General features: G+C 69.5%; 22 protein-coding genes and 1 pseudogene. 16 read left to right on the plus strand and 7 right to left on the minus strand.

Translation table 11 applies throughout. The annotated features are described in order from the left end of the window. The 3 genes and pseudogenes from J2X36_RS22975 to J2X36_RS22985 all read left to right on the plus strand — a co-directional run. Positions 1–240 (plus strand): annotated as a pseudogene (locus J2X36_RS22975) (diguanylate phosphodiesterase); the annotation flags it as partial. 9 nt (positions 241–249) lie between these two features. Continuing rightward, the gene (locus J2X36_RS22980) at positions 250–2,397 is read left to right on the plus strand and encodes a PqqD family peptide modification chaperone (protein WP_310354160.1); all 2,148 of its coding nucleotides are present in this window, start codon (positions 250–252) and stop codon (positions 2,395–2,397) included. A 28-nt stretch (positions 2,398–2,425) separates the two neighbouring features. Then, positions 2,426–4,414, plus strand: coding sequence for a preprotein translocase subunit SecA (locus J2X36_RS22985; RefSeq protein ID WP_310354161.1), 1,989 nt, complete (start codon positions 2,426–2,428; stop codon positions 4,412–4,414). 111 nt (positions 4,415–4,525) lie between these two features. On the opposite strand, the gene J2X36_RS22990 is transcribed toward J2X36_RS22985, so the two are convergent. The 3 genes from J2X36_RS22990 to J2X36_RS23000 all read right to left on the minus strand — a co-directional run bounded on the left by J2X36_RS22990 (position 4,526) and on the right by J2X36_RS23000 (position 7,684). Continuing rightward, entirely contained in the window at positions 4,526–4,723 is a 198-nt protein-coding gene (locus J2X36_RS22990) for a hypothetical protein (protein WP_310354162.1), read from the minus strand. 228 nt (positions 4,724–4,951) lie between these two features. Beyond that, positions 4,952–6,757: a translation elongation factor 4 gene (gene lepA / locus J2X36_RS22995; protein ID WP_310354163.1), complete on the minus strand. Its 1,806-nt coding sequence runs from the start codon at positions 6,755–6,757 to the stop codon at positions 4,952–4,954. 144 nt (positions 6,758–6,901) lie between these two features. Continuing rightward, on the minus strand, positions 6,902–7,684 hold the full coding sequence (locus tag J2X36_RS23000) for a DUF2470 domain-containing protein (protein ID WP_310354165.1): 783 nt from the start codon (positions 7,682–7,684) through the stop codon (positions 6,902–6,904). 281 nt (positions 7,685–7,965) lie between these two features. Between J2X36_RS23000 and J2X36_RS23005 the strand changes: the two genes are divergently transcribed. The 5 genes from J2X36_RS23005 (at position 7,966) to J2X36_RS23025 (ending at position 12,001) form a co-directional block, all read left to right on the plus strand. After that, positions 7,966–8,676 carry a response regulator transcription factor gene (locus tag J2X36_RS23005; protein ID WP_310354167.1) on the plus strand — a complete coding sequence of 237 codons (711 nt, stop codon included), beginning with the start codon at positions 7,966–7,968 and terminating at the stop codon, positions 8,674–8,676. A gap of 37 nt (positions 8,677–8,713) precedes the next feature. Beyond that, positions 8,714–10,516, plus strand: a complete 1,803-nt coding sequence (locus tag J2X36_RS23010; protein WP_132251005.1) for a stimulus-sensing domain-containing protein — start codon at positions 8,714–8,716, stop codon at positions 10,514–10,516. Then, positions 10,513–11,028 (plus strand): HPr kinase/phosphatase C-terminal domain-containing protein, encoded by a 516-nt coding sequence (locus J2X36_RS23015; RefSeq protein ID WP_310354168.1) that lies wholly within the window; start codon positions 10,513–10,515, stop codon positions 11,026–11,028. The genes J2X36_RS23010 and J2X36_RS23015 overlap by 4 nt, the downstream gene beginning before the upstream one ends. Before the next feature lie 125 nt (positions 11,029–11,153). Continuing rightward, entirely contained in the window at positions 11,154–11,555 is a 402-nt protein-coding gene (locus J2X36_RS23020) for a PTS sugar transporter subunit IIA (RefSeq protein ID WP_109887322.1), read from the plus strand. A 122-nt stretch (positions 11,556–11,677) separates the two neighbouring features. Next, positions 11,678–12,001: an HPr family phosphocarrier protein gene (locus tag J2X36_RS23025; protein ID WP_132251009.1), complete on the plus strand. Its 324-nt coding sequence runs from the start codon at positions 11,678–11,680 to the stop codon at positions 11,999–12,001. 2 nt (positions 12,002–12,003) lie between these two features. On the opposite strand, the gene J2X36_RS23030 is transcribed toward J2X36_RS23025, so the two are convergent. From J2X36_RS23030 to J2X36_RS23040, 3 genes are all read right to left on the minus strand, one after another. Beyond that, positions 12,004–12,861, minus strand: a complete 858-nt coding sequence (locus tag J2X36_RS23030) for a hypothetical protein (protein WP_310354170.1) — start codon at positions 12,859–12,861, stop codon at positions 12,004–12,006. A 113-nt stretch (positions 12,862–12,974) separates the two neighbouring features. Beyond that, the gene (locus tag J2X36_RS23035) at positions 12,975–14,054 is read right to left on the minus strand and encodes a GTP-binding protein (RefSeq protein WP_310354172.1); all 1,080 of its coding nucleotides are present in this window, start codon (positions 14,052–14,054) and stop codon (positions 12,975–12,977) included. Positions 14,055–14,163: 109 nt separating this feature from the next. Beyond that, the gene (locus tag J2X36_RS23040) at positions 14,164–15,675 is read right to left on the minus strand and encodes a serine hydrolase (protein ID WP_310354174.1); all 1,512 of its coding nucleotides are present in this window, start codon (positions 15,673–15,675) and stop codon (positions 14,164–14,166) included. A 322-nt stretch (positions 15,676–15,997) separates the two neighbouring features. Here J2X36_RS23040 and queE point away from each other — a divergent pair, with 322 nt between their 5' ends. The 3 genes from queE to queC are packed head-to-tail and all read left to right on the plus strand — an operon-like array spanning position 15,998 to position 17,752. Next, positions 15,998–16,630, plus strand: coding sequence for a 7-carboxy-7-deazaguanine synthase (gene queE, locus J2X36_RS23045; RefSeq protein WP_310354176.1), 633 nt, complete (start codon positions 15,998–16,000; stop codon positions 16,628–16,630). A gap of 41 nt (positions 16,631–16,671) precedes the next feature. Next, entirely contained in the window at positions 16,672–17,028 is a 357-nt protein-coding gene (gene queD / locus J2X36_RS23050) for a 6-carboxytetrahydropterin synthase QueD (RefSeq protein ID WP_132251019.1), read from the plus strand. A 4-nt stretch (positions 17,029–17,032) separates the two neighbouring features. Beyond that, positions 17,033–17,752 carry a 7-cyano-7-deazaguanine synthase QueC gene (queC, locus tag J2X36_RS23055; RefSeq protein ID WP_310354177.1) on the plus strand — a complete coding sequence of 240 codons (720 nt, stop codon included), beginning with the start codon at positions 17,033–17,035 and terminating at the stop codon, positions 17,750–17,752. 3 nt (positions 17,753–17,755) lie between these two features. Here the strand turns inward: queC and J2X36_RS23060 are convergent, their stop codons facing one another. Next, positions 17,756–18,316, minus strand: a complete 561-nt coding sequence (locus tag J2X36_RS23060; RefSeq protein WP_310354179.1) for a TetR/AcrR family transcriptional regulator — start codon at positions 18,314–18,316, stop codon at positions 17,756–17,758. Between the two features lie 174 nt (positions 18,317–18,490). Between J2X36_RS23060 and J2X36_RS23065 the strand changes: the two genes are divergently transcribed. The 5 genes from J2X36_RS23065 to J2X36_RS23085 are packed head-to-tail and all read left to right on the plus strand — an operon-like array spanning position 18,491 to position 22,086. Next, complete coding sequence (locus J2X36_RS23065) at positions 18,491–19,426, plus strand: quinoprotein relay system zinc metallohydrolase 2 (protein ID WP_310354181.1); 936 nt, start codon at positions 18,491–18,493, stop codon at positions 19,424–19,426. A 35-nt stretch (positions 19,427–19,461) separates the two neighbouring features. After that, positions 19,462–20,292 (plus strand): quinoprotein dehydrogenase-associated SoxYZ-like carrier, encoded by an 831-nt coding sequence (locus J2X36_RS23070; protein WP_310354183.1) that lies wholly within the window; start codon positions 19,462–19,464, stop codon positions 20,290–20,292. An 8-nt stretch (positions 20,293–20,300) separates the two neighbouring features. Next, the gene (locus J2X36_RS23075) at positions 20,301–20,900 is read left to right on the plus strand and encodes a rhodanese-like domain-containing protein (RefSeq protein WP_310354185.1); all 600 of its coding nucleotides are present in this window, start codon (positions 20,301–20,303) and stop codon (positions 20,898–20,900) included. Positions 20,901–20,935: 35 nt separating this feature from the next. Beyond that, on the plus strand, positions 20,936–21,334 hold the full coding sequence (locus J2X36_RS23080) for a thioredoxin family protein (protein ID WP_310354187.1): 399 nt from the start codon (positions 20,936–20,938) through the stop codon (positions 21,332–21,334). Positions 21,335–21,366: 32 nt separating this feature from the next. Then, complete coding sequence (locus J2X36_RS23085; protein ID WP_310354188.1) at positions 21,367–22,086, plus strand: cytochrome c biogenesis protein CcdA; 720 nt, start codon at positions 21,367–21,369, stop codon at positions 22,084–22,086. Positions 22,087–22,218 lie beyond the last annotated feature (132 nt).

Below are 22,218 nucleotides of genomic sequence, written 5' to 3' on the forward strand. Positions count from 1 at the left end.
TCCTCGCTGCCGGAGGAGCCGCAGGCGCTGACGGTGCAGACGATCACGCCGGTGGCGGAGGCGCGCAACGGGCGCAACCTGTTCCGGGTGGAGGGCCGGATCACGCAAGGCTCGACGCGGCTGCGGCCGGGCATGGAGGGGATTGCCAAGGTCGATGTGGAGCGGCGCCTGCTGGTCTGGATCTGGGCCCGCCCCCTCGTCGACTGGGCCCGCCTCACCCTCTGGCACTGGATCCCCTGAACCAAAACGATGGCCCAGTCCCTCTTCAGCCACTCCTGGTACCGGGTCGCGGGATTGAAGCCGCGGCTGCGCCGCCATGCCGAGATCCATCGTCAGCGCTTCCGCGGCGAGGTCTGGTATATCCTGCAGGACCACCAGACGGGGCGTTTCCACCGCCTCTCGGCGGTGGCGAACTTGATCGTCTGCATGATGGACGGCCGGCGTTCCCTGCAGGAGATCTGGGAACTGGTTGCCAGGCGCAACGAGGAGGATCCGCCGACCCAGGACGACGTGATCCGGCTGATCTCGCAGCTGCACGGCTCGGACCTCCTTCAGGGTGATCTGCCGCCCGATCTCGCGGAACTCGCCGAGCGCTCGGAATCGACCGCTCGGCGCACCCTGATCGCGCGGGTGCGCAATCCGCTCGCGCTCCGCTTCCCCCTGTTCGATCCCGACGCCGCGCTCGACCGCCTCGGCCCCCTCTACCGCCCCTTCTTCACCGCCTGGGGTTTCGGATTCTGGCTCGCGGTGCTGATCAGCGGCGCGGTCCTCGCGGCCCTGAACTGGAACGAGCTGACGGGCGACGTGGCCAACCAGATGCTCTCGGCGCAGAACGTCGCGCTGATGATGTGCCTCTATCCCGTCATCAAGGCCCTGCACGAGGCGGGGCATGCCTGCGCGGCCAAGGCCTGGGGCGGGGAGGTGCACGAGGTCGGCATCATGCTCCTCGTGCTGATCCCGGCCCCCTATGTCGATGCCTCGTCCTCGGCCGCCTTCGCCAGCAAGTGGCAGCGGATGATGGTGGCCTCGGCCGGGATCTTCGTGGAGCTGTTCCTGGCAGCGGTCGCCGCCATCGTCTGGACGCTTGCGGAGCCCGGCCTCGTGCGCGCCGCGGCCTTCAACGTGATGGTGATCGGCAGCGTCTCGACCCTCGTCTTCAACGGCAACCCGCTGCTGCGCTTCGACGGCTACTACATTCTCGCGGATCTGCTTGAGATCCCGAATCTCGGCTCCCGCGCGAACCGCTACGTCTTCTACCTGATCGAGCGCTACGTCCTGAAGATCGAGGGCACCGAGAGCCCGGTCACGGCCCGGGGCGAGCGGTCCTGGATGGTCTTCTACGCGGTCGCGGCCTTCCTCTACCGCACCACCGTCTCGCTCGCGATCGCGACCTTCGTCGCGACGCAGTACTTCATCTTCGGTGTCCTCCTCGCGATCCTGGCGGTGACCGGCATCGTCGTCGGGCCGGCCGTGAAGGGCCTGAAGTTCATCTTCGCCGATCCCAAACTGAACGGGCGGCGACGGCGGGCGATCCTCGTGACGGGCGGCGCCTGTCTTGCGATGCTCGCTGCCTTTTTCGTGGTGCCCCTCCCCTACGCGACCATGGCGCAGGGGGTGGTGTGGGCACCGGACGACACACAATTGCGCGCCCGGACCGATGGGATCCTGACCGAGCTCCTCGTAACGCCCGGCCAGGAGGCGGAGGCCGGCGCGGCGGTAGCGACGTTGGACGATCCGAGCCTCGACAGCCGCGTTGCCGTCCTGGAGGCGCAACTCTCGGAATTGCGCCTGCGCTACGACGCCGCCCGCCTCGGCGACCGCGTGCAAGCCCAGATCCTCCAAGAGCAGATCGCGAGCACGCAGGAGAGCCTGCGCGTCTTCCGCGAGCGGCGCGCCGACCTCACGGTGCGTGCCGAGCATTCCGGCCGCCTGATCGTGCCTGGATCGACCGACCTGCCGGGCCGGTATCTGCGCCGGGGGGAGCGCATCGGCTACGTGCTCGCCGCCGACGATCCCGTGGTGCGGGTGGTGGTGCCGCAGGCCGATGTCGACCTGATCCGCAGCCGCACGCGCGCGGTGGCGGCGCGCCTCGCGGAGGCCCCAGAGACCGTGCGCCGAGGCGCCATCGCCCGCGAGGTGCCCGCAGCCCAGCAGGACATCCCGAGCCTCGCACTCACGACCCAGGGCGGCGGCACGATCGCCGTGGATGCGAGCAACCCGCAGAAGCCGGTGGCGCTCCAGAGCATCTTCATCTTCGACGTGCAGCTCGCCGGAGGTCTCCCGCTCGACGTCCTCGGCGAGCGCGTCTACGTCCGATTCGACCACGGCCGAGAGGCCATCGCGTGGCGCTTGTTGCGCGGCTTGCGGCAGGTCTTCCTGAGCCAGTTCCGTGTCTGACGCACTCCCCCTCCCTCAGCAGCCTCCGATGCGCCTCCCGAGTGCACGAGCCTATGCCGAGCGGGTGAACCCGAAGGCGAGCGCCCTGGATCAGGCCGCGGCACGGGTCGTCGGCCTGCTGCGGGCCCGATTCTCGGGGCTCGCCACCCGGCGCTACGCGCGCATCGCGCGGGATGCACTGGCGCAGGCCGAGGCCGTTGCCGCACTCCCACGCGAGGCGCTGGATGCCGAGATCCGCGCCGTCGCCGGGCGCCTGCGGGGCCGCGAGCGCTTTCGCGATGGCGACATCGCCCGGGCCTTCGCGCTGATCCGGGAGATGTCGGGCCGGGTCAGCGGCCAGCGCCATTACGGCGTGCAGATGATGGGAGCGGCCGCGCTCCTCGACGGTCGGATCGCCCAGATGGCCACCGGCGAAGGCAAGACGCTGACGGCGACCCTGGCCGCTGGCGCCGCGGCGCTGGCAGGACTTCCCGTCCACGTCGTCACCGTCAACGATTACCTCGCCGAACGCGACGCCGAGCTGATGCGCCCGCTCTACGCATCCCTCGGCCTCAGCGTCGGAATCGTGAAGGAGAAACAGGAACTGCCCGAGCGCGCCGCGGCCTATGCCTGCGACATCACCTACTGCACCAACAAGGACCTCGCCTTCGATTACCTGAGGGATCGCATCGCGCTCGGGCAGCGCGCCAGCGAGGTGCGGATGAAGCTCGAGAGCCTGCACGCACCGGGCGCGCGGCTCGGGAAATTGCGGTTGCGCGGCCTCCACTTCGCCATCGTCGACGAGGCCGACAGCGTGCTGATCGACGAGGCGCGCACGCCCCTGATCATCTCGGCGCAGGCGGGTACGCAGTTCGGTCCGGAAATCCTGTCCCGCGCGATGGCCGTCGCGTCCCTGCTCGCGAGCCCGCGGGATTATCTCATCGACCAGAGTGAGCGCCGCGTCATCCTGACTGACACGGGGCGCGAGCGGGTCGCCGAACTCGTCGCCAGGGACGGCGCGGCCTGGCGCGGCCGCGTGACCCGCGAGGAACTGGTCAGGCAGGCGCTCTCGGCGCATCACCTGTTCCTGCGCGACGAGCATTACATCCTGCGCGACGGCAAGGTCGTCATCGTCGACGCCAATACAGGCCGCGTGATGCCGGACCGGTCTTGGAGCGACGGTCTTCACCAGATGATCGAGCACAAGGAGGGCTGCGACCTCTCGCAGGGGCGTACCACGATCGCGCGCATGACCTACCAGCGCTTCTTCCGGCGCTACCGGAGGCTCTCGGGTATGACCGGCACCACGACGGGCGTGGTGTCCGAGTTCTGGACCGTCTATCGCCTGCCCGTCGCCCGCATTCCGACGCATCGGCCGGTACAGCGGCGGCATCTGCCGGACGCCGTGCTGCCGGAGGCGGCGATCCAATGGCGGCAGGTGACGGCACGGATCGCGGAGCTCCACGCCCTCGGCTGCCCCGTCCTCGTCGGCACCCGTTCCGTAGCGGCGTCGGCCAAGGCCAGTGCGCATCTGACGGCGGCGGGACTGCCGCACACGGTGCTGAGCGCCGCCCAGGACGGGACGGAGGCCGACATCATCTCTGAAGCCGGCCAGCCCGGCCGCATCACGGTCGCGACGAACATGGCCGGGCGTGGGACCGACATCAAGCTCGGGCCCGGGGTTGCCGAGGCCGGCGGCCTGCACGTGATCATGGTCGAACGGCAGGATGCCCGCCGCATCGACGATCAACTCGCCGGACGCAGCGGACGCCAGGGCGAGCCGGGCTGCTTCCAGGCGATCCTCTCTCTCGATGACCCGCTCCTCGACGGGGCCACGCTATCCCGCGGGCTCGTCCGCAGCATCCTGGCCATCGCGACGGCGCTCGCGGGCGCACGCTGCGCCGAGAGGCTCGGCGCCTTCCTGTTGCGCCGTGCACAGGGACGAACCGAGAGCCTGCACGCGCGCATGCGCGCCGACCTGCTCCGATCCGACCAGATGCAGGACCGAATCCTGGCCTTTGCAGGCCATTCCGAATGATCGCGTGGCGGGAATAGGTCGACCGTACGCTTCCCGCCACCTACGGCTAGCCTCGTCGCCGTCGCTCCCCTCTCGGGAGCCGCCGCCGACTGGCCGGGCAATCCGCTCCGTTCAGCTGCGGTCGCGCGTGCTGCGGGTGCCGGCCACGGCGGCCCGGCATGCCGTGTTGAGCTTCTGCGGCTGGCTGCGCAGGCAGGCGGTGATGCGGCCCGCATCGGGAATGTAGGCGCTGCACAGACGCAGGACGTCCGGCGTACAGGCCGATTGCTGATCCTGCGTTCCCTGCGCCGAAGCGCCGGTCGCGATCAACAGGAATGCGGTGCAGGCAACGAGAGAGCGTGGAGTCACGAGCTACCCCTCTGTGCTGCAGGGGCACGGAACCGCCGGCTCACCTGGAGGGTGAGCTTAGCCATTCGGACTCCGCCGCGGCAACCCGGCAGGGTTGGAGCCGCTCGAAGGAGCGCAACCATTCGGTGTGAGAAGCGTGGCTCCTGTGCCGTCGATGCCACAGGCTCCGCGAGGCCTTACCCTCGGCCCTCACGTGTCCATCTTCAGGGCGGCGATGAAGGCTTCCTGCGGGATCTCCACGCGGCCGAACTGGCGCATGCGCTTCTTGCCCTCCTTCTGCTTGTCGAGGAGCTTGCGCTTACGGGAGATGTCGCCGCCGTAGCACTTGGCCGTCACGTCCTTCGAGAGAGCCCGGATCGTCTCGCGGGCGATGATCTTGCCGCCGATCGCCGCCTGGACCGGGATCTGGAAGAGATGCCGTGGGATCAGATCCTTCAGCTTCTCGCACATGGCACGTCCCCGGGACTCGGCACGGGCGCGGTGGACCAGCATCGAGAGCGCGTCCACGGGCTCGGCGTTGACGAGGATCGACATCTTCACGAGGTCGCCCTCCCGGTAATCCGAGACGTGGTAGTCGAAGGAGGCGTAGCCCTTCGAGATCGATTTCAGCCGGTCGTAAAAGTCGAAGACCACCTCGTTCAGCGGCAGGTCGTAGACGACCATCGCTCGCTTACCGACGTAATTGAGGTCGACCTGGATGCCGCGCCGGTCCTGGCAGAGCTTAAGGACGCCGCCGAGATATTCATCGGGCGTGAGGATCGTTGCGCGGATCCAGGGCTCCTCGATCGACTCGATCTTCATGATGTCGGGCATGTCGGCCGGGTTGTGCAGCTCCTTCAGCGTGCCGTCGCTCATGTGCAGGTGGTAGACCACGCTCGGCGCCGTCGAGATCAGGTCGAGGTTGAATTCTCGCTCCAACCGCTCCTGGATGATCTCGAGATGCAGGAGACCCAGGAAGCCGCAGCGGAAGCCGAAGCCGAGGGCCGCGCTCGTCTCCATCTCGTAGGAGAAGCTCGCGTCATTGAGCCGGAGTTTACCCATCGCCGAGCGCAGGTTCTCGAACTCGGCGGCATCCACCGGGAAGAGGCCGCAGAAGACGACCGCCTGCACTTCCTTGAAGCCGGCCAGCATCTCGGTCGTCTGACGCTTGTCCTCCGTGATGGTGTCGCCGACCCGAGTGTCCGCCACCTCCTTGATCGAGGCCGTGAGGAAGCCGACTTCGCCGGGGCCGAGCTCGCCGATATCGGCCATCTTGGGCCGGAACACGCCGATGCGATCCACGCCGTACACGGCATCGGCGCCCATCATGCGGATCGTCATGCCCTTCTTGAGCACGCCGTCGACGATGCGCACCAGCACCACCACGCCGAGATAGACGTCGTACCAGGAATCGACGAGGAGCGCCTTGAGCGGCGCGCCCCGGTCGCCCTTCGGCGGCGGCAGGCGGGTGACGATCGCCTCGAGAACCGCCTCGATGTTGATGCCGGTCTTGGCCGAGATCGGCACCGCGTCGGACGCATCGAGGCCGATCACCTCCTCGATCTGCTGCTTCACGCGGTCCGGCTCGGCCGCCGGCAGGTCGATCTTGTTGAGGACCGGGACGATCTCGTGGTTGGCATCGAGCGCCTGGTAGACGTTGGCGAGGGTTTGAGCCTCGACACCCTGCGAGGCATCGACCACGAGGAGCGAGCCCTCGCAGGCCGCGAGAGAGCGAGAGACCTCGTAGGCGAAGTCGACGTGGCCGGGCGTGTCCATCAGGTTGAGGACGTAGTCCTTCCCGTCCTGGGCGCGGTACTCGAGCCGCACGGTCTGCGCCTTGATGGTGATGCCGCGCTCGCGCTCGATGTCCATCGAGTCGAGCATCTGCTCGCCCATCTCGCGCTGACTCACGGTGCCCGTCGTCTCGATGAGGCGGTCGGCGAGCGTCGACTTGCCGTGGTCGATATGCGCCACGATCGAGAAGTTGCGGATGTTGGCTATCGGGGACGCGGTCATCAAGAAACCATCTGCGGCACCCCCGCGGTCGGGAGACCGACGGGGCGCCGTCTCATGTTCGGAAGCACGTGTGAGCCGCAGATAGCAGTGCGGCCCCGGCGCGCCAAGCGCGGGGACGGGCTGCGATTCCGCTCCACAGGTGGCTCAGCCGGCCTTCTCGCGCGCCGCGGCGGCCATCGCGACGAGGGATTTGCGAAGGCTCGCCATGTCGCGCACCGGCTCCGGATAGGTGATCCGCGCGGTGCGCTCCCCCGCCATCAGGTCCATCCCCTCCGGGTCGAGGCCGCTCAGCCGCCAGGTTCCCTCGCCCTCGCCGACCGCGGCGGCGTAGAGTGCCAGGGCATCGGCGTGGTCCGCATTCATATGGTCCACCGCGCCGCGCTCGCCCGCGGCCACCGTTTCGGCGCCGGACAGGTCGAGGAGAAGTTCGGCGGTGGTGAGGGTCGCCGCCTTGGCGAAGCCTCCGTTGAGGTGCCCGGCCTGGGGCGCCAGGGCGAAGAAGCCGAAATCGGGGAAGTCGGCGTAGAGCTTGGCCTTCGGGTGGCGGGCGAGGAAGCGCTCGCGCGCGCGGCTCTCTCCCGTCTGCGCGGCGCGGCCCGTCACGGTGAGGCGTGGGTGGGCGAGCGGATCGCCCTTTCCTCCCTGGGAGAAGAGGAGCGAGCAACGGGAATCGGCGATCAGGTTGCGGGTATGCGCGGAGAGCCGCGACAGCAGCATCAGCGGCGTGCCGTCGACGTCGGTCGCGATGGTCACGAGGGAGGCGAAGGGCGTGCCGTCGACGGCGTCGATCGTGGCGAGCGCTCCTGAACGGACACTGCGCAGGAGAGTACGGGCCAGGCCGATCGCGTCGAAGGGCGCCTCCGCAGCCGGAAGCGGTTGCGCCGGCCCGCGCCGCTCCGATCGTCCCGCGCCGCTTTCCTCACTCATCGGACCCGACTCCGCCCCGCGCATCAACCACCCGGATCATAGCGCGCGACGCGACGGGCACGAGCCCCCGGACCCCGCGACCTGTTAACCGGATACGGCCAAGCTACGCACGACGCTCGCTTTTTTCCAGCGATGCCGTTAAAGCTCCATCCTTTCCGCGCGAAACGGACCCCGCGCCCTGCGCGTGGTTGCGTTCGTGTCTTTGCCTGCCCCGTCGGGGGCCGGAGCCGGCAAGCGGGTGGGCACAATCCCGCGCCGCCTCCGATCAGTAGGGAACGCGCATGCCGACCATCGCCCTCGTCGACGACGACCGAAACATCCTGACCTCCGTGTCGATCGCTCTGGAGACCGAAGGGTATCGCATCCAGACCTATACCGACGGCGCTTCTGCGCTCGACGGTCTGCGCCACTCCCCGCCCGACCTCGCGATCTTCGACATCAAGATGCCGCGCATGGACGGGATGGAGCTTCTCCGACGCCTGCGGCAGAAATCCGACCTTCCCGTGATCTTTCTCACCTCGAAGGACGAGGAGATCGACGAGTTGTTCGGCCTGAAGATGGGTGCCGACGATTTCATCCACAAACCGTTCTCCCAGCGTCTGCTGGTCGAGCGGGTGAAGGCGGTGCTTCGGCGATTCGCGCCCAAGGACGGCCCTGGCGCCCCCGCCCGCGAGGCGGATGCCGCCGCCCGCTCCCTGGAGCGGGGCCTCCTCATGATGGATCCGGAGCGCCACACCTGCACCTGGAAGGGCGAGCCGGTGACGCTGACCGTGACCGAGTTCCTGATTCTGCAGGCGCTCGCGCAGCGGCCGGGCGTCGTGAAGAGCCGCAACGCCCTGATGGATGCGGCCTACGATGATCAGGTCTACGTGGACGACCGCACGATCGACAGCCACATCAAGCGGTTGCGCAAGAAGTTCAAGGTCGTCGATACCAACTTCGATATGATCGAGACCTTGTACGGCGTCGGCTATCGCTTCAAGGAAGGCTGAGATCGCCTGTTTCGCAGTCTCCGCTCCCCCGCTCGCGATGCTCTCACCCCTTTTCGGGAAATCCGTGCCAGGCCAGGATGATGAAGGCGGTCGCCGCGGCCCCCTGACGTGGCCGAGCGCCTTGTGGCACGCCGTCGGCCAGCGCGCCTCGTCGAGCCTGACGCGGCGCATCGTGGTGCTCAACCTCGTTGGGCTCATCGTCCTCCTGCTCGGCTTCCTCTACCTCAACCAGTTCCGGCAGGGCCTGATTCAGGCGCGCGTCCAGAGCCTGCTGATCCAGAGCGAGATCATCGCGGGGGCCATCGCCGCCTCGGCCTCGGTCGACACGGACACGATCCGGATCGATCCGGACAAGCTGCTTCAGCAGCAGGCCGGCGAGAGCGGGGCGTCCGACGACCGTCCCTCTCCCCTCGCCTTCTCGCTGAATCCGGAGCGCGTCGCGCCCCTGCTCCGCCGCCTCGTGACGCCCACCGGCAATCGCGCCCGGGTCTACGACGAGGAGGGCGGGTTGCTCTTCGACACCCGCTCCCTCTACGCCCGCGGCGATATCAATCGTCCGGAGCCCGCGCCGATCCGCCCGCACAAGCGCAGCCTCGTCGAGCAGGTCTTCGACTACGTCCAGGGCACGATCTTCGGCCTCGTCGGAGACCGTTCCAAAGTGCAGGAGGAGGTCGGCCCTCAGAACGGCCGCTCCCTGCGCGAGGTCCAGGCGGCGCTCGGCGGGGGGCGGGGAAACATCGTCCGCCGCAACGAACTCGGCGAGACCATCGTGTCGGTCGCCGTTCCGATCCAGCGGGGCGGCGCGGTCCGGGGCGCTCTGATGCTCTCGACACAGGGAGACGCGATCGACCGCGTGATCGCATCCGAGCGGTTCGGCCTCCTGCAGGTGTTTCTCGTGGCGGCCCTGGTGATGGTGGTGCTGTCGATCCTGCTCGCGGGCGCCATCGCCGGGCCGGTGCGCCGCCTCGCCGACGCCGCCGAGAAGGTGCGGATGGGGATCAAGTCCCGACAGGAGATCCCGGACTTCACCTACCGCACCGACGAGATCGGCCATCTCTCCGGCGCCCTGCGCGACATGACCCAGGCGCTCTACCGGCGCATCGACGCGATCGAGAGCTTCGCGGCCGACGTCAGCCACGAGTTGAAGAACCCGCTGACCTCCCTTCGGAGTGCCGTCGAGACGCTGCCGCTCGCCAAGAGCGACGAGTCCCGCGGGCGCCTGATGGAGATCATCCAGCACGACGTGAAGCGCCTCGACCGCCTGATCAGCGACATCGCCGATGCCTCCCGCCTCGACGCGGAACTCGCCAGGGCCGAGGCGAAGCGGGTCGATCTGCGCAAGCTCCTCAACACCGTCGTCTCGGTCGCGAACGAGCGTCGCCGCCCGAAGGATGCCCTCATCCAGCTCGACGTCGATGCGGCATCCGACCAGGAGAACACCTTCACGATCATCGGCCACGACAGCCGCCTCGGCCAGGTGGTGAACAACCTGCTCGACAATGCCCGCTCCTTCTCGCCGTCCGAGGCGAAGGTGCGTGTCGCCTTGCGCCGCGTACGCAACGAGGTCGAGATGATCTGCGAGGACGAGGGGCCCGGCATTCCCGAGCACGCGATCGAGCGGATTTTCGAGCGCTTCTATACCGATCGTCCGGAACAGGGCTTCGGGCAGAATTCGGGTCTCGGACTCTCGATCTCACGTCAGATCGTGCAGGCGCATCGCGGTACGATCCGCGCCGAGAACAGGCCCGGACCGGCGGACGAGGAGGGGCAGCCCACCGTGCGCGGTGCTCGGTTTATCGTGCGCCTTCCCTTGGCGCCGCGGCAGGCGGCTGCGGCTTGAGTCGGACCGACCCCGCCGAGGGGCCGGATGCGACGACCGTTCACGCGACCTGCGTGGTCGTCGGCGAGGGCGGCATTCTGATTCGCGGAGCGGCCGGTGCCGGCAAGTCGTCCCTCGCGCTGGGCCTCCTCGATCGTGCCGAGCGCGAAGGGCTTCACGCTCAGCTCGTCGGAGACGACCGCATCCGCATCGAGCGGCATCACGGCCGGCTGGTCGCGCGGCCGCACCCGGCGATCGTCGGCCTCATCGAGGTCCGCGGCCTGGGGCTGCGTACCGTTCCGGCGCTCGATGCTGCCATCCTCCGCCTCGTGGTTGATTGCGTAGAACGGGCGGAACGGCTGCCGGAACCGGCCGAAGCCGCAGTCGTTCTCGGCATCGCACTGCCGCGCCTGGTCCTCGACCGCGCCGTGCGGGAAACCGGACAGGCACCGGCTCACGTGATGAGCGCGCTGGCCGTGGCTTCGCGGTCGCAGTGCGGCGCTCTCGGGCCGGGTCCTGCCGAGGCCCCGTAGCGCCCTCGTCTCCGCCGTGGCATGATCGTGATGTCGTTTCGAGCAAAACGTCGCGACCGCCTTGCGCATCGTCGTGCGGTGCACAAAATGGCGGCTTCGCTGGCTAGGCGTCGGAAAACGCGTCGATGATTGGAATGGTGCTCGTCACCCACGGGTTGCTGGCGACCGAGTTCAAGGCCGCGCTGGAGCACGTGGTCGGCCCGCAGAAGCAGATCGAGACAATCACGATCGGACCCGAGGACGATATGGAGTTGCGTCGGCGGGATATCATGTCGGCCGTCGGTCGGGTCAACTCGGGAAACGGGGTCGTGGTTCTCACCGACATGTTCGGCGGCACACCGTCGAACCTCGCCCTGTCCTGCATGAACGGCGGCGCCGTCGAGGTCGTGGCCGGCATCAACCTGCCCATGCTGATCAAGCTCGCGAGCGTACGGGACGAGGAATCGCTCGGCGACGCGGTCCTTCACGCGCAGGAGGCGGGTCGCAAGTACATCAACGTGGCCTCCCGCGTTTTGGCCGGAAAGTAGCCTTCCACTCGCCCTTTCGATTGATTAGGCACGGGTTCAACGAATCCGTCGGTCGCGCTGAAGCCCATTGGGCCGGCGTCGGCCGGTGACCAAGTCGACCCGAGAGGAAGCGCACCGAGCCGATGAGCGAGACCTTCGCCGCCGACGACGAAGAACAGCCACCGGTTCCGGATGGCGGATTCCTTCGTATCCTGCCGATCATCAACCGGCGCGGTCTGCACGCCCGCGCCTCCGCGAAGTTCGTCCAGATGGTCGAGCGCTTCGATTCGACCGTGACGGTCACGCGCTCGGGCGAGACCGTGGGCGGGCGCTCGATCATGGGTCTGCTGACGCTGGGCGCGGCCCAGGGCACCTCCATCGCCGTCACCGCGGTCGGCATCGACGCCGAGGCGTGCCTCGACGCGATCGAGGCGCTGCTCGCCGACAGGTTCGGCGAGGACGAGTAGGGTCAGGTCTGGGCCGCCGCAACGGCGCTGCGCCACAGGGTCCGCCGCGTTCCGAGGCGGAGGCTTCCCGCGACGATCAGGCCGGACCGGCTCGCGAGGTCGATGCTCACGGCTCGGCGCCGGGCGAACAGGCGCGTCACGACCCGCACCATCGCCGCTTCCGACGGATCGGCAACGATCGGGCGGCGGGCCGTCCGCGCGTCGAGGGCGAGGAAGTCTTCGACGGCGTCGCGGACGCGGCCTGGCTCGGAGACGCTCTCGAACTCTTCGGAGAGGAAATCCGCGGGTCGGACACCGACCATGTGGGACGTCGGCACCGCGCGACGGCCGGATCGGGCCTCGCTCGCAGGCAACAGCATGAATCGGCATTCCGGCGCCATTCCCGCGTTCAGGTCCGGGAGCGCCATGGCGAGGCGCCATCCCGCGCGGGCAAGCGCGTCACGGAGGGCCGATGCCACCTCCTGCGCGCAACTTGCTTCGATGCTCAGTCCGGTACCGTGCGGCAGGCCCGGCGGCGACCACAAGCCGGCATGGCTGCGGCGCCAGAGTGAGCCTCCGAGGACGAGTGGGAGCACGCCTCTGAGTGCTTCGGCTCCCTCGTCGCGTCGACACCAGACGAACCCGAGGACGACGGCTCTCCCGGCGCTCTGATGTCGGGCCGCTGGTAACAGATAGTCGGGGTCCGCGAAGGGCGTCTGCGCGGAGCCGGTCCGGACGAGGAGCGCGCGCCAAGCCGCGATCTCCGGCTCGCCGACGGTGCCGACCGAGCGCAGATCGACCCGCCAATGCCGCTCACCCGCCGGAAGGTCCTGGGAGGATCCCGCCAAGCCGCCCGCGATCACCGTGAAACGTTGCACCATCGTTACGTTCCGTTCCCGCCCGCCGTCCCGCTATGGGACGAAGCGGCGCCCCACCGCCGCCGCGGGATCTCAGGGAACAAGGATGGTGCCGCGGCCGGTGCCCCGATTCCGGATCAGCCGTGGGGAATGGCGAGGGGGTTCGCGGTGAGCGCGGCCGCGTCCGGCGCATCGACGCGCGGCCGCCCGAGGAAGGCGTCCCAGAGCTTGGCCACGAAGGCCGGCTCGAGATCGCGGACGATGAGGACGAGGCGGGACGTCCGGTCCTCGTCCGGCCAGGAAGCCAAGCTGACCGGCGCGTGCAGGACGTGCTGGACGCCGTGCAGCACGAGCGGACGCTCAGGATCCTCGGCAAGCGCGACGAGCCCCTTCAGGCGCAGGAGGTTCGCGCCCTGGCTTGAGCGCAGCAGATCGAGGAACATCTCGAGCGCCGCCCGGGACACCGGCACGTCGCTCGTCAGAGAGAAGGCACGGATCGACGCGTCGTGCCGGTTCACGTCACCGTCCCGCGGAGCGTAGGCGTCCGGCACCGCCTCGCCGAGCCAGGCGCGGAGACCCGAGATCCGCTCGTCCACGCCGAACGGGCCTTCGAGGAGATCCGCGGCCGGAACATCCGGCCCCGCGATCGCAGCGACGGGGTTCAGGGCCGTCAGGCGGACGCGCAAGCGGTCTGCAGCCTCGGCATCGAGGTCGGACTTCGCCAGGATGATCCGGTCGGCGACGGCGACCTGACGGATCGCCTCCGGATGCGTGTCGAGCGTGGCGGCGCCGTTCACGGCATCGACCACAGCGACGACGCCCTGCAGCCGATACCTCAGGGCCAAGTACGGATGGTAGATCAGCGCGTGGAGGATCGGCCCCGGATCGGCCAGGCCCGTCGTCTCGATGACGACGCGGCGAAAGGCGCGGATCCGCCCGTTGTCGCGGCGTCGCAGCAGGTCCTCGAGGGCTGCGATCAGGTCGCCCCGCACGGTGCAGCAGAGGCAGCCGGCGCCGAGTAAGACCATGTCGTCGTCGATCGTCTCGATCAGCAGATGGTCGAGTCCGATCTCGCCGAACTCGTTGACGATGACGAGGGTGTCGGCGAAGTCCGGGTCGCGCAACAGACGGTTGAGGAGCGTGGTCTTGCCGGCGCCCAGGAAGCCGGTGAGGACGGTGAGCGGGATCGGTGCCGGGCGCCTCGGATCGTCGGTCATCGCATCGGCCTACCGGCCGAAGCGGGTGCCCGCAAGCGGGATGCTGCGGGCCTCAGGATGCACCGGGCTCGGACACGCCGGATGGGGCGCGATCAGGCCCCGGTCGAGATCACTCCTTGGGCTTCGCCTTCGTCGGCTTCGCGGCGGGCTTGTGAGCGGCCTGAGCGGTCTTCGTCGCGCTGGGCTTGGCCGCACCGGGCTTGGCCGCGTGAGGCTTGCTGCCGCCCTTCGCCTGCGGAATCGCGGGCTTCGTCTCGACGGAGGTGTAGGCCGTCGCCGCCTTCGGAACGCCGCCGGCCCGCGCCGCCGCCTTCTGGGCTTCGGGCTTGCGCGCCGCCTGCTTGACCTCGGGCTTCGCGTCCGACTTCTTCGCCTCTGCGCGGGCGGCCTTCGCGGCGAGGGCCGCCTCCCGCTTGGCCTTAGCGGCTTCGAGCTTCGCCGTCCGGGCGGCGAGCTTCTGCGCCTTCTCGGCCTCCTCCTGCTCGTTGAGCATGATCTGGCTCTCCGCCGGATCGCGGCCGACCCAGACGAGCACGGGCTGCAGCGGCGCGCGCGGCGGTAGGGAGCGCGCCCGGAGCGCCGCGCTGTTCATGGTGGCGAAGGCGAGCGCGGAGGAGGCCGGCGCGGCGGCACCCATGAGTTGCGCGTTGGCGTTGTCGGCGCTGGCGCCGGCCGCGGCGGCGCTCGCGGTGATGGCGCTCTGGCCTTCGTCCACCGGCATCGGCTTGCGCTTGTCGCAGATGTAGGGGCGCATGTCGGGCGGCTCCGACAGGGACGAGCTCGGCAGGGCATCGACGCTCTGGGCCGTCCAGCCGGGCGACTGGCCGAACCCGTAATCGAACAGGTCGGCGGCCTTGAGGTCCCGCTCCCGGGCCGAGGGCTGGCCCATCACGACGGTGATGATGCGGCGGCCGTTGCGGGTCGCGCTCGCGACCACGTTGAAGCCGCCCGAGCAGATGAAGCCCGTCTTCATGCCGTCGGCGCCGGCGTAGCGGCCGAGCAGGCCGTTGTGATTGGCCATCACGGCACGCCCGAACTGGATGGCGCTGATCGAGAACAGGGGACGCGAATCGGGGAAGTCCCGCATCAATGCGCGCCCGAGGATCGCCATGTCGCGGGCCGAGGTCCACTGGCGCGGATCGGGAAGCCCGTTCGGATTGGACCAGCGGCTCTCGCGCATGCCGATGCGGCGCGCCGTCTCGTTCATCATGTCGGCGAAGCCCTCGACCGAGCCGCCGAGATTCTCGCCGATCGCCCAGGCCACGTCGTTGGCCGACTTGACCATGATGATCTTCAGGGCGTTGTCGAGGGTGATCTGGGTGCCGGGCTTGAACCCCATCTTGGACGGAGGCTCCGCGGCCGCGGCGGGCGAGATCGTGAGCAGGGTGTCGAGCGTGACCTTGCCCTGCCGTACCAGATCGAGGGCGACGTAGGTGGTCATCAGCTTCGTGATCGAGGCCGGATACCAGGGGTCGGTCGCGCCCTGCGCGTAGAGCACCTTGCCCGAATCGGCGTCGACCACGAGCATCGGAGCCGTGACGGCGTGGGCGGCGCCCGCCCCGACGAGTCCCACCGCGACGAACAATCCTCGGGCGAAACGGCTCAGCATTCGGTTCGGCATCAGGCCTGTCTCGAGAGGGGCCGGGCGGGCACAGGCCCGGCGCCGGGTCGGCACGGTAGCTAGGACGCGGCCAAGCTTCGGCGAGTCGGGAGCAACGCTGAGAGGGCGCAGCCGCTCCACACGCACCCTGAGCGTGCGACGTCCTGGCACCGACTTCAACGCGCGATCCGTGGCGAGAGGATGGCGGGCGCCGCCCTCCACAGGTTTGGCGCGAGCCGCGCGCATGGCTGCCCGCTGGCGTCCCGGCCGCCATCGGCCTATGTGCGGGGCGCGATTGATGTTTTCTCACCGGCGCCGGCGCCGGGCGGCCCCTCACGAGACCATGGCGTACGCGGTCAAGGAAGTGTTCCACACCCTGCAGGGCGAGGGCGCGCAGGCGGGCCGGGCCGCCGTGTTCTGCCGCTTCGCAGGATGCAACTTGTGGTCGGGCCGCGAGGCGGATCGCGCGGGGGCCGCCTGCACGTTCTGCGACACGGATTTCGTCGGGATGGATGGTCCGAACGGGGGTCGATACGATCACCCCTCGACGCTCGCGACGTTGATCGCGATCACCTGGGAAGGGGGCGAGCACGGGCGCTTCGTGGTCTTCACCGGCGGCGAGCCGCTGCTCCAGCTCGACGAGGCGCTGATCGCGGCGGTCCATGCCCGCGGCTTCGAGATCGCCGTCGAGACGAACGGCACGCTGGCCGCGCCGGCCGGCCTCGACTGGATCTGCGTGAGCCCCAAGGCGGGCAATCCCCTCGTGCAGACGAGCGGCCACGAGCTGAAGCTCGTCTATCCCCAGGCCGGCCTCGACCCGGCCGCCCTCGTCGGCCTCGACTTCCGCCATCGCTGGCTGCAGCCTATGGACGGGCCGCAGGCCGCGGCGAATACGCGGGACGCGGTGGCCTATTGCCGGGGGGACGCGCGCTGGCGCCTCTCCGTGCAGACCCACAAGATGATCGGCATACCCTGACCGCGCCGGACGGCGCGCGGGACCACGCAGAAGATGGTTCGATGAAGATCACCCAGGCCTTCACCTTCGAGGCGGCCCACCGCCTGCCCAACGTGCCCGAGACCCACCGCTGCCACCGGATGCACGGGCATTCCTACCGGGTCGAGCTGACGGTGAGCGGCGAGGTCGATCCGCGGACGGGCTGGATCGTCGACTTCTACGACATGGAACGCGTCTTCGCGCCGATCCTTGCCCGCCTCGATCACCACACCCTCAACGAGATCGAGGGGCTGGAGAACCCGACGGCAGAGCATATCGCGGCCTGGATCTGGCATCGCACCAAGGGCGGCCTGCCCGGATTGTCGCGGGTGAAGGTCTGCGAGACCCCGATGTCCTGGGCGGAGTACGAGGGCGACTGACACGATGGCGGATGCGAGGGCCGACGACGGGGCGCTGGTTCTGTTCTCGGGGGGGCAGGATTCGACCACCTGCCTGGCCTGGGCGCTGGACCGCTTTCCCCGGGTGGAGACGCTGGGCTTCGATTACGGCCAGCGCCACCGCATCGAGCTCGCCTGCCGGGCGCGCCTGCGCGACGGCCTCGCTCAAGTCGAGCCGGCCTGGGCGCGCCGCCTCGGTGCCGACCACACGCTCGCCCTCGATGCCCTGGGCGCCGTCTCCGAGACGGCGCTGACCCGCGACACCGAGATCGGCTTCGAAGCGGGCGGCCTGCCGAACACCTTCGTTCCCGGCCGCAACCTCGTCTTCCTCACCTTCGCGGCGGCGCTGGCCTACCGGCGAGGCCTGCGCCACATCGTCGGCGGCATGTGCGAGACCGATTATTCGGGCTATCCCGATTGCCGGGACGACACGATGAAGGCGATGCAGGTGGCGCTCAACCTCGGCATGGAGCGCCGCTTCGTCCTCGACACGCCCCTGATGTGGATCGACAAGGCGCAGACCTGGAAGCTCGCCGACGAACTCGGCGGCCGGGCGCTCGTCGACCTCATCGCCGAGGAGAGCCACACCTGCTATCTCGGCGAGCGCGGCGAGCGGCACGAATGGGGCTATGGCTGCGGCACCTGCCCGGCCTGCGACCTGCGGGCCAGGGGCTACGCGCGCTTCGTCGCGGAATCGACGGGCTGAGGCTCAGCGCAGGCTGGCGCAGAGGGCCCGGAGCGTCGCCGAGAAGGCGGGTGGACCGCCGAGCAGCCGCTCCATCAGCAGCGCGCCCTCCAGGGTCGAGATGACGAAACGGGCCTGGGCGGCGGTGTCGAGACCGGCGCGCACGCTGCCCTCGGCCTGGCCCTGGCGGAGCACCCTCTCCAGCCACGCGATGTGCCGGTCGAAGAACGTGACCACGGCCTCGCGCAGGCGTGCGGGCAGCGCCTCGCCCTCGGTGGCGAGGGCGGCGCAGAGGCAGCCGAGCCCCTGCTCGACGCCGCCGAGATAGAGCCGCCCGTAGGCGTCGATCCGGGCGACTGCGTCCGGGTTCTCGGCCAGGATCGCGTCGAGGGCCGTCTCGTAGCGCGCCTCGTAAGCCTGCATCAGGGCGAAGCCGAGATCCTCCTTCGTGCGGAAATGGTGGTGGATGCTCGCCTTGCGGATGCCCACCGCCGCGCTGAGGTCGGCATAGCTGAAACCCGAATAGCCGCGTCCCCGGACGAGGGTCTCGGCCTCGGCCAGAAGCTCTGCACGCGTGTCTCTCATGCCCGACGTCCCGAGGCCGCAGCCGTGATCACGAGCCGGTTATCCCATTGACGCCCCCGGAAATCTACCTACTAAATGGTTGGGAGAAGAACCGGGAGGAAACCGCATGACGCCGAGGACGGCGGAATCGCGCGCCGGACGGCACGGGACCTCGGGTTCATCGGGGCACGGGCGGTGACGCGCTCCCTCTCGCGCCGGCAGGCCGTGTTCGGCGGGCTCTGCCTCTGCTGCCTGCCGCGTCTCGGGCGCGCCGCGGCCGAAGCCTTCGAGATGCGCGAGGTCGGGCCGGGCGTCTTCGTCCGGTGCGGATTGCACGAGGAGGCGACGGCCGAGAACGCCGACGCCATCGCGAATATCGGCTTCATCGTCGGGCGCGACGGCGTGCTCGTCACCGAGACGGGCGGGAGCCTCGCGGACGGGCAATGGCTGCGGGCCGAGATCCGGAAGCGCACGGATAAGCCGATCCGTCACGTCGTGCTCACGCACGTCCACCCGGATCACTGCTTCGGCGCGGCGGCCTTCGCGGAGGACAAGCCGATCATCATCGGCCACCACGCCCTGCGCGGCGCCCTCGAGGCGCGCGGCGCGTATTACCGGCAGCGCCTCGCGGAGATTCTGGGAGCCGATCGGACGGGTAGCGTGGTCTATCCGACGCAGGCGGTGACGGACGGAGCGGAGATCGACCTCGGCGACCGGACCCTGCGCCTCACCGCGCACGGCACGGCGCACACGAATTGCGACCTGTCCATGCTCGATACGGGCAGCGGGCTGCTCTTCCCGGCCGACCTGCTCTTCGTCAACCGGATCCCCTCCCTCGATGGCAGCCTCGTCGGCTGGCTGAAGGAGGCCGAGCGGTTGAAGCGGATGGGAGCGGCCCGGGCCGTGCCCGGCCACGGCCCGGCGAGCGTCGAGCTCGCGCCGGCGCTCGCCGATCTCACCCGCTATCTCGGCACCCTGCGCGACGAGACGCGCCGCGCCATCGCCTCGGACGTCCCGATCGAGAAGGCGGTGCAGAGCGTCGCGCAATCCGAGCGCGATCACTGGCTCTTGTTCGACAGCTACAACGGCCGCAACGTGACGCAGGCCTACAAGGAACTTGAGTGGGAATAGGCCCGGAGCCACATCCTCCGGTGAGGAGAAACGCCATGAAGACTCGTCACCCGCTCGCCCTCGGGCTCGCCCTGTCCACCGCCCTCGCGGCGGCGCTCGCCCCTATGCCGGGCCTCGCGGCCGGCGCCTCGGATTCCGATACCGAGCGTCAGGCCCGCTGGACCGAGATCGCGACCTCGATCTTCGGCGACCGCAAGATCGAGCCGACGGACACGCTGATCAAGGTCGACGCTCCGGCCCGGGCGATGGACGCGGCGCTCGTGCCGATCACGCTGACGATGCCCGAGAAGGACAAGATCAAGGGCGTCCATTTCATCATCGACGACAACCCGTCGCCTTACGCCGCCCACTTCACCTTCGGCCCCGCCGCCGATCCGGGCGAGCTGAAGCTGCGCGTGCGCATCAACAACTACACGAACGTCCACGCGGTCGCCGAGACCGCGGAGGGCAAGCTCTTCGAGGCGCAGAAATTCGTGAAGGCGTCCGGCGGCTGCTCGGCCCCGATGGGTATGAGCGACGAGGAGGCCATGCGCGGCATGGGCGACATGAAGATGAAGTTCTCGGGCGACGCGCAGAGCGGCAAGCCCGTCGAGGCGACCCTGATGATCCGCCACCCGAACTTCTCGGGCATGCAGATGAACCAAGTGACGCGCGACTACACCCCGGCCCGCTACATCAACAAGGTGACCGTCAGCTACGGCGACGCGAACGTCTTCACCATGGACGGCGACATCTCGATCTCGTCGAACCCGGTGATCAACTTCGCCTTCGTGCCGAAGGGCAACGGACCGATCAAGGTGGCCGCGACCGACAACCAGGGCGGCCAGTGGCAGCACAGCTTCACCGCGCCCTCGCCGAGCAATTGAGGCCGGGCGTGCCGAACCCGCCGCGATCCGCCCTCGCCCCGCGCCTCGGGGCCGCCCTGTTCGCCCTCGCCGCGCTCCTCGCCGCGGCGCCGGCGGATTCGCCCGTCGACGTGCCGGAGCCCGCCGAGCTCTGGACCGGACCGCAGCACGGCTACACGCCGGCGACGCTGAAGGGGGCGACGGTTATCGATGTCGGCGCGCTGGGCACGCTGCTGCCCGAGAAGCCCGTGCTCCTCGACGTCGCGATCATGGACCGAAAGCCCGACGGCTTCCCGGCCGGGCGGCCCTGGCTCCCCGCCCACCGCTCGATCCCGGGCGCGACCTGGCTGCCGAATGCCGGCGCAGCGCCCCTGCCGCCGGACGAGGAGACCCTGTTCTACCGCCGCGTCGAGGACCTGACCGGCGGCGACAGGGGCAAGCCCGTCGTCACCTTCTGCCATCCCGAATGCTGGGGCAGCTGGAACGCGGCCAAGCGCCTCGTCGCGAAGGGCTACACCCGGATATACTGGCTGCCCGAGGGCGTCGAAGGCTGGCAGGAGAGGCACGACACGAGCGTGGTCCGCCAGGACCCGGCCTGGGCGGCCCGCTCCGCCGCCCCGCAGCGCTGAGCCGACGATCTCGAACCCGCACCGCAGAGATCCCGATGACGACGACGCGACGTGCCCTTCTCGCCCTCGGAGCCGTGGCCGTGCTCGCGCTGGCCCCGAACGAGGGTCGCGCCGCGCCGGGGCGGCCCTTCTCGGCTGAGGCCTTCGCCGCCGCGCAGGAAGGGGGGCGCCCGATCCTCATCGCCGTCGCCGCGCCCTGGTGCCCGATCTGCCGCACACAGAAGCCGATCCTCGCCAAGCTCGCCGAGGATCCGCGCTTCAAGGGGCTCGAGATCTTCGAGATCGATTTCGACACGCAGAAGGACCTGATGCGGCGCTTCGATGCGCGCCAGCAGAGCACGCTCATCGCCTTCAAGGGCGCGACCGAGGTCGGGCGCTCCGTCGGCGAGACCCAGCCGGAATGGATCGAGTCCCTCTTGGAGAAGATGCTCTAGGTCCTCGCGCCGATCACGGGACATCTCCGGCCATGCCTGGAAGCCTCGCCCTCGCCTTCCTCGCGGGATGCCTGACCGTGCTCTCGCCCTGCGTGCTGCCGCTGCTGCCACTCGTCCTCGGCGCGGCGTCCTCCGAGCATCGCCTCGGGCCTGCGGCGCTCGCCGCCGGTCTCACGCTCTCCTTCGTCGCGATCGGCCTCTTCGTGGCCACGATCGGTTTCGCGGCCGGCCTCGACGGGGAGCTGTTCCGCAAGGTTGCCGCGAGCCTGATGCTGGCGCTCGGCCTCGTTCTCCTGCTTCCCACGCTGCAGACGCGGATTGCGGCCGCGGGCGGCCCGCTCAGCAACTGGACGGACGCGCGCTTCGGCGGCTTCTCGACGGCAGGGCTCGGAGGGCAGTTCGGTCTCGGCCTGCTGCTCGGAGCGGTCTGGAGCCCCTGCGTGGGCCCGACGCTGGGCGCCGCCTCGCTCCTGGCGGCGCAGGGCCGCGACCTGCCCCAGGTGGCCGCCACGATGACGCTGTTCGGGATCGGCGCCGCCCTCCCCCTCCTCCTGCTCGGCCTCCTCTCGCGCGAGGTGCTGGCCGGGTGGCGCTCCCGGCTCCTGCAGGCCGGGCACGGCCTCAAGATCGCGCTCGGCCTTCTCCTGATCCTGGCGGGCGCCGCGATCCTCGCCGGGCTCGACAAGCGCGCCGAGGCCGCCCTCGTCGAGGCCTCCCCGGCCTGGCTCAACGCCTTGACCACGCGGTACTGAACGCGCCGGCCCAGAGGCCGGGCCCGGGCGCTTTCGCGCAAAAAATCAGGCCATCGGACCGGCCGCCCGCGCTCGATCCGATTGACACTGCCTCGGTTGTGGCAGAAAAAAGGCAGCGCCCGGGAGCGGCCC

Source organism: Methylobacterium sp. BE186 (assembly GCF_031457035.1).
GTDB lineage: Bacteria > Pseudomonadota > Alphaproteobacteria > Rhizobiales > Beijerinckiaceae > Methylobacterium > Methylobacterium segetis.

What these genes read in the sequence shown, in the direction of transcription:
- J2X36_RS23010 (WP_132251005.1), top strand. Translation starts at nt 8,714, where the DNA reads ATGCTCTCACCCCTTTTCGGGAAATCCGTGCCAGGCCAGGATGATGAA.
- lepA (WP_310354163.1), bottom strand. Translation starts at nt 6,757, where the DNA reads ATGACCGCGTCCCCGATAGCCAACATCCGCAACTTCTCGATCGTGGCG.
- J2X36_RS22980 (WP_310354160.1), top strand. Translation starts at nt 250, where the DNA reads ATGGCCCAGTCCCTCTTCAGCCACTCCTGGTACCGGGTCGCGGGATTG.
- J2X36_RS23040 (WP_310354174.1), bottom strand. Translation starts at nt 15,675, where the DNA reads ATGCCGAACCGAATGCTGAGCCGTTTCGCCCGAGGATTGTTCGTCGCG.
- J2X36_RS23005 (WP_310354167.1), top strand. Translation starts at nt 7,966, where the DNA reads ATGCCGACCATCGCCCTCGTCGACGACGACCGAAACATCCTGACCTCC.
- J2X36_RS23035 (WP_310354172.1), bottom strand. Translation starts at nt 14,054, where the DNA reads ATGACCGACGATCCGAGGCGCCCGGCACCGATCCCGCTCACCGTCCTC.
- J2X36_RS23000 (WP_310354165.1), bottom strand. Translation starts at nt 7,684, where the DNA reads ATGAGTGAGGAAAGCGGCGCGGGACGATCGGAGCGGCGCGGGCCGGCG.
- queD (WP_132251019.1), top strand. Translation starts at nt 16,672, where the DNA reads ATGAAGATCACCCAGGCCTTCACCTTCGAGGCGGCCCACCGCCTGCCC.
- J2X36_RS23025 (WP_132251009.1), top strand. Translation starts at nt 11,678, where the DNA reads ATGAGCGAGACCTTCGCCGCCGACGACGAAGAACAGCCACCGGTTCCG.
- queC (WP_310354177.1), top strand. Translation starts at nt 17,033, where the DNA reads ATGGCGGATGCGAGGGCCGACGACGGGGCGCTGGTTCTGTTCTCGGGG.
- J2X36_RS23020 (WP_109887322.1), top strand. Translation starts at nt 11,154, where the DNA reads ATGATTGGAATGGTGCTCGTCACCCACGGGTTGCTGGCGACCGAGTTC.
- J2X36_RS23080 (WP_310354187.1), top strand. Translation starts at nt 20,936, where the DNA reads ATGACGACGACGCGACGTGCCCTTCTCGCCCTCGGAGCCGTGGCCGTG.
- J2X36_RS22985 (WP_310354161.1), top strand. Translation starts at nt 2,426, where the DNA reads ATGCGCCTCCCGAGTGCACGAGCCTATGCCGAGCGGGTGAACCCGAAG.
- J2X36_RS23070 (WP_310354183.1), top strand. Translation starts at nt 19,462, where the DNA reads ATGAAGACTCGTCACCCGCTCGCCCTCGGGCTCGCCCTGTCCACCGCC.
- J2X36_RS23085 (WP_310354188.1), top strand. Translation starts at nt 21,367, where the DNA reads ATGCCTGGAAGCCTCGCCCTCGCCTTCCTCGCGGGATGCCTGACCGTG.
- J2X36_RS23060 (WP_310354179.1), bottom strand. Translation starts at nt 18,316, where the DNA reads ATGAGAGACACGCGTGCAGAGCTTCTGGCCGAGGCCGAGACCCTCGTC.
- J2X36_RS23030 (WP_310354170.1), bottom strand. Translation starts at nt 12,861, where the DNA reads ATGGTGCAACGTTTCACGGTGATCGCGGGCGGCTTGGCGGGATCCTCC.
- queE (WP_310354176.1), top strand. Translation starts at nt 15,998, where the DNA reads ATGGCGTACGCGGTCAAGGAAGTGTTCCACACCCTGCAGGGCGAGGGC.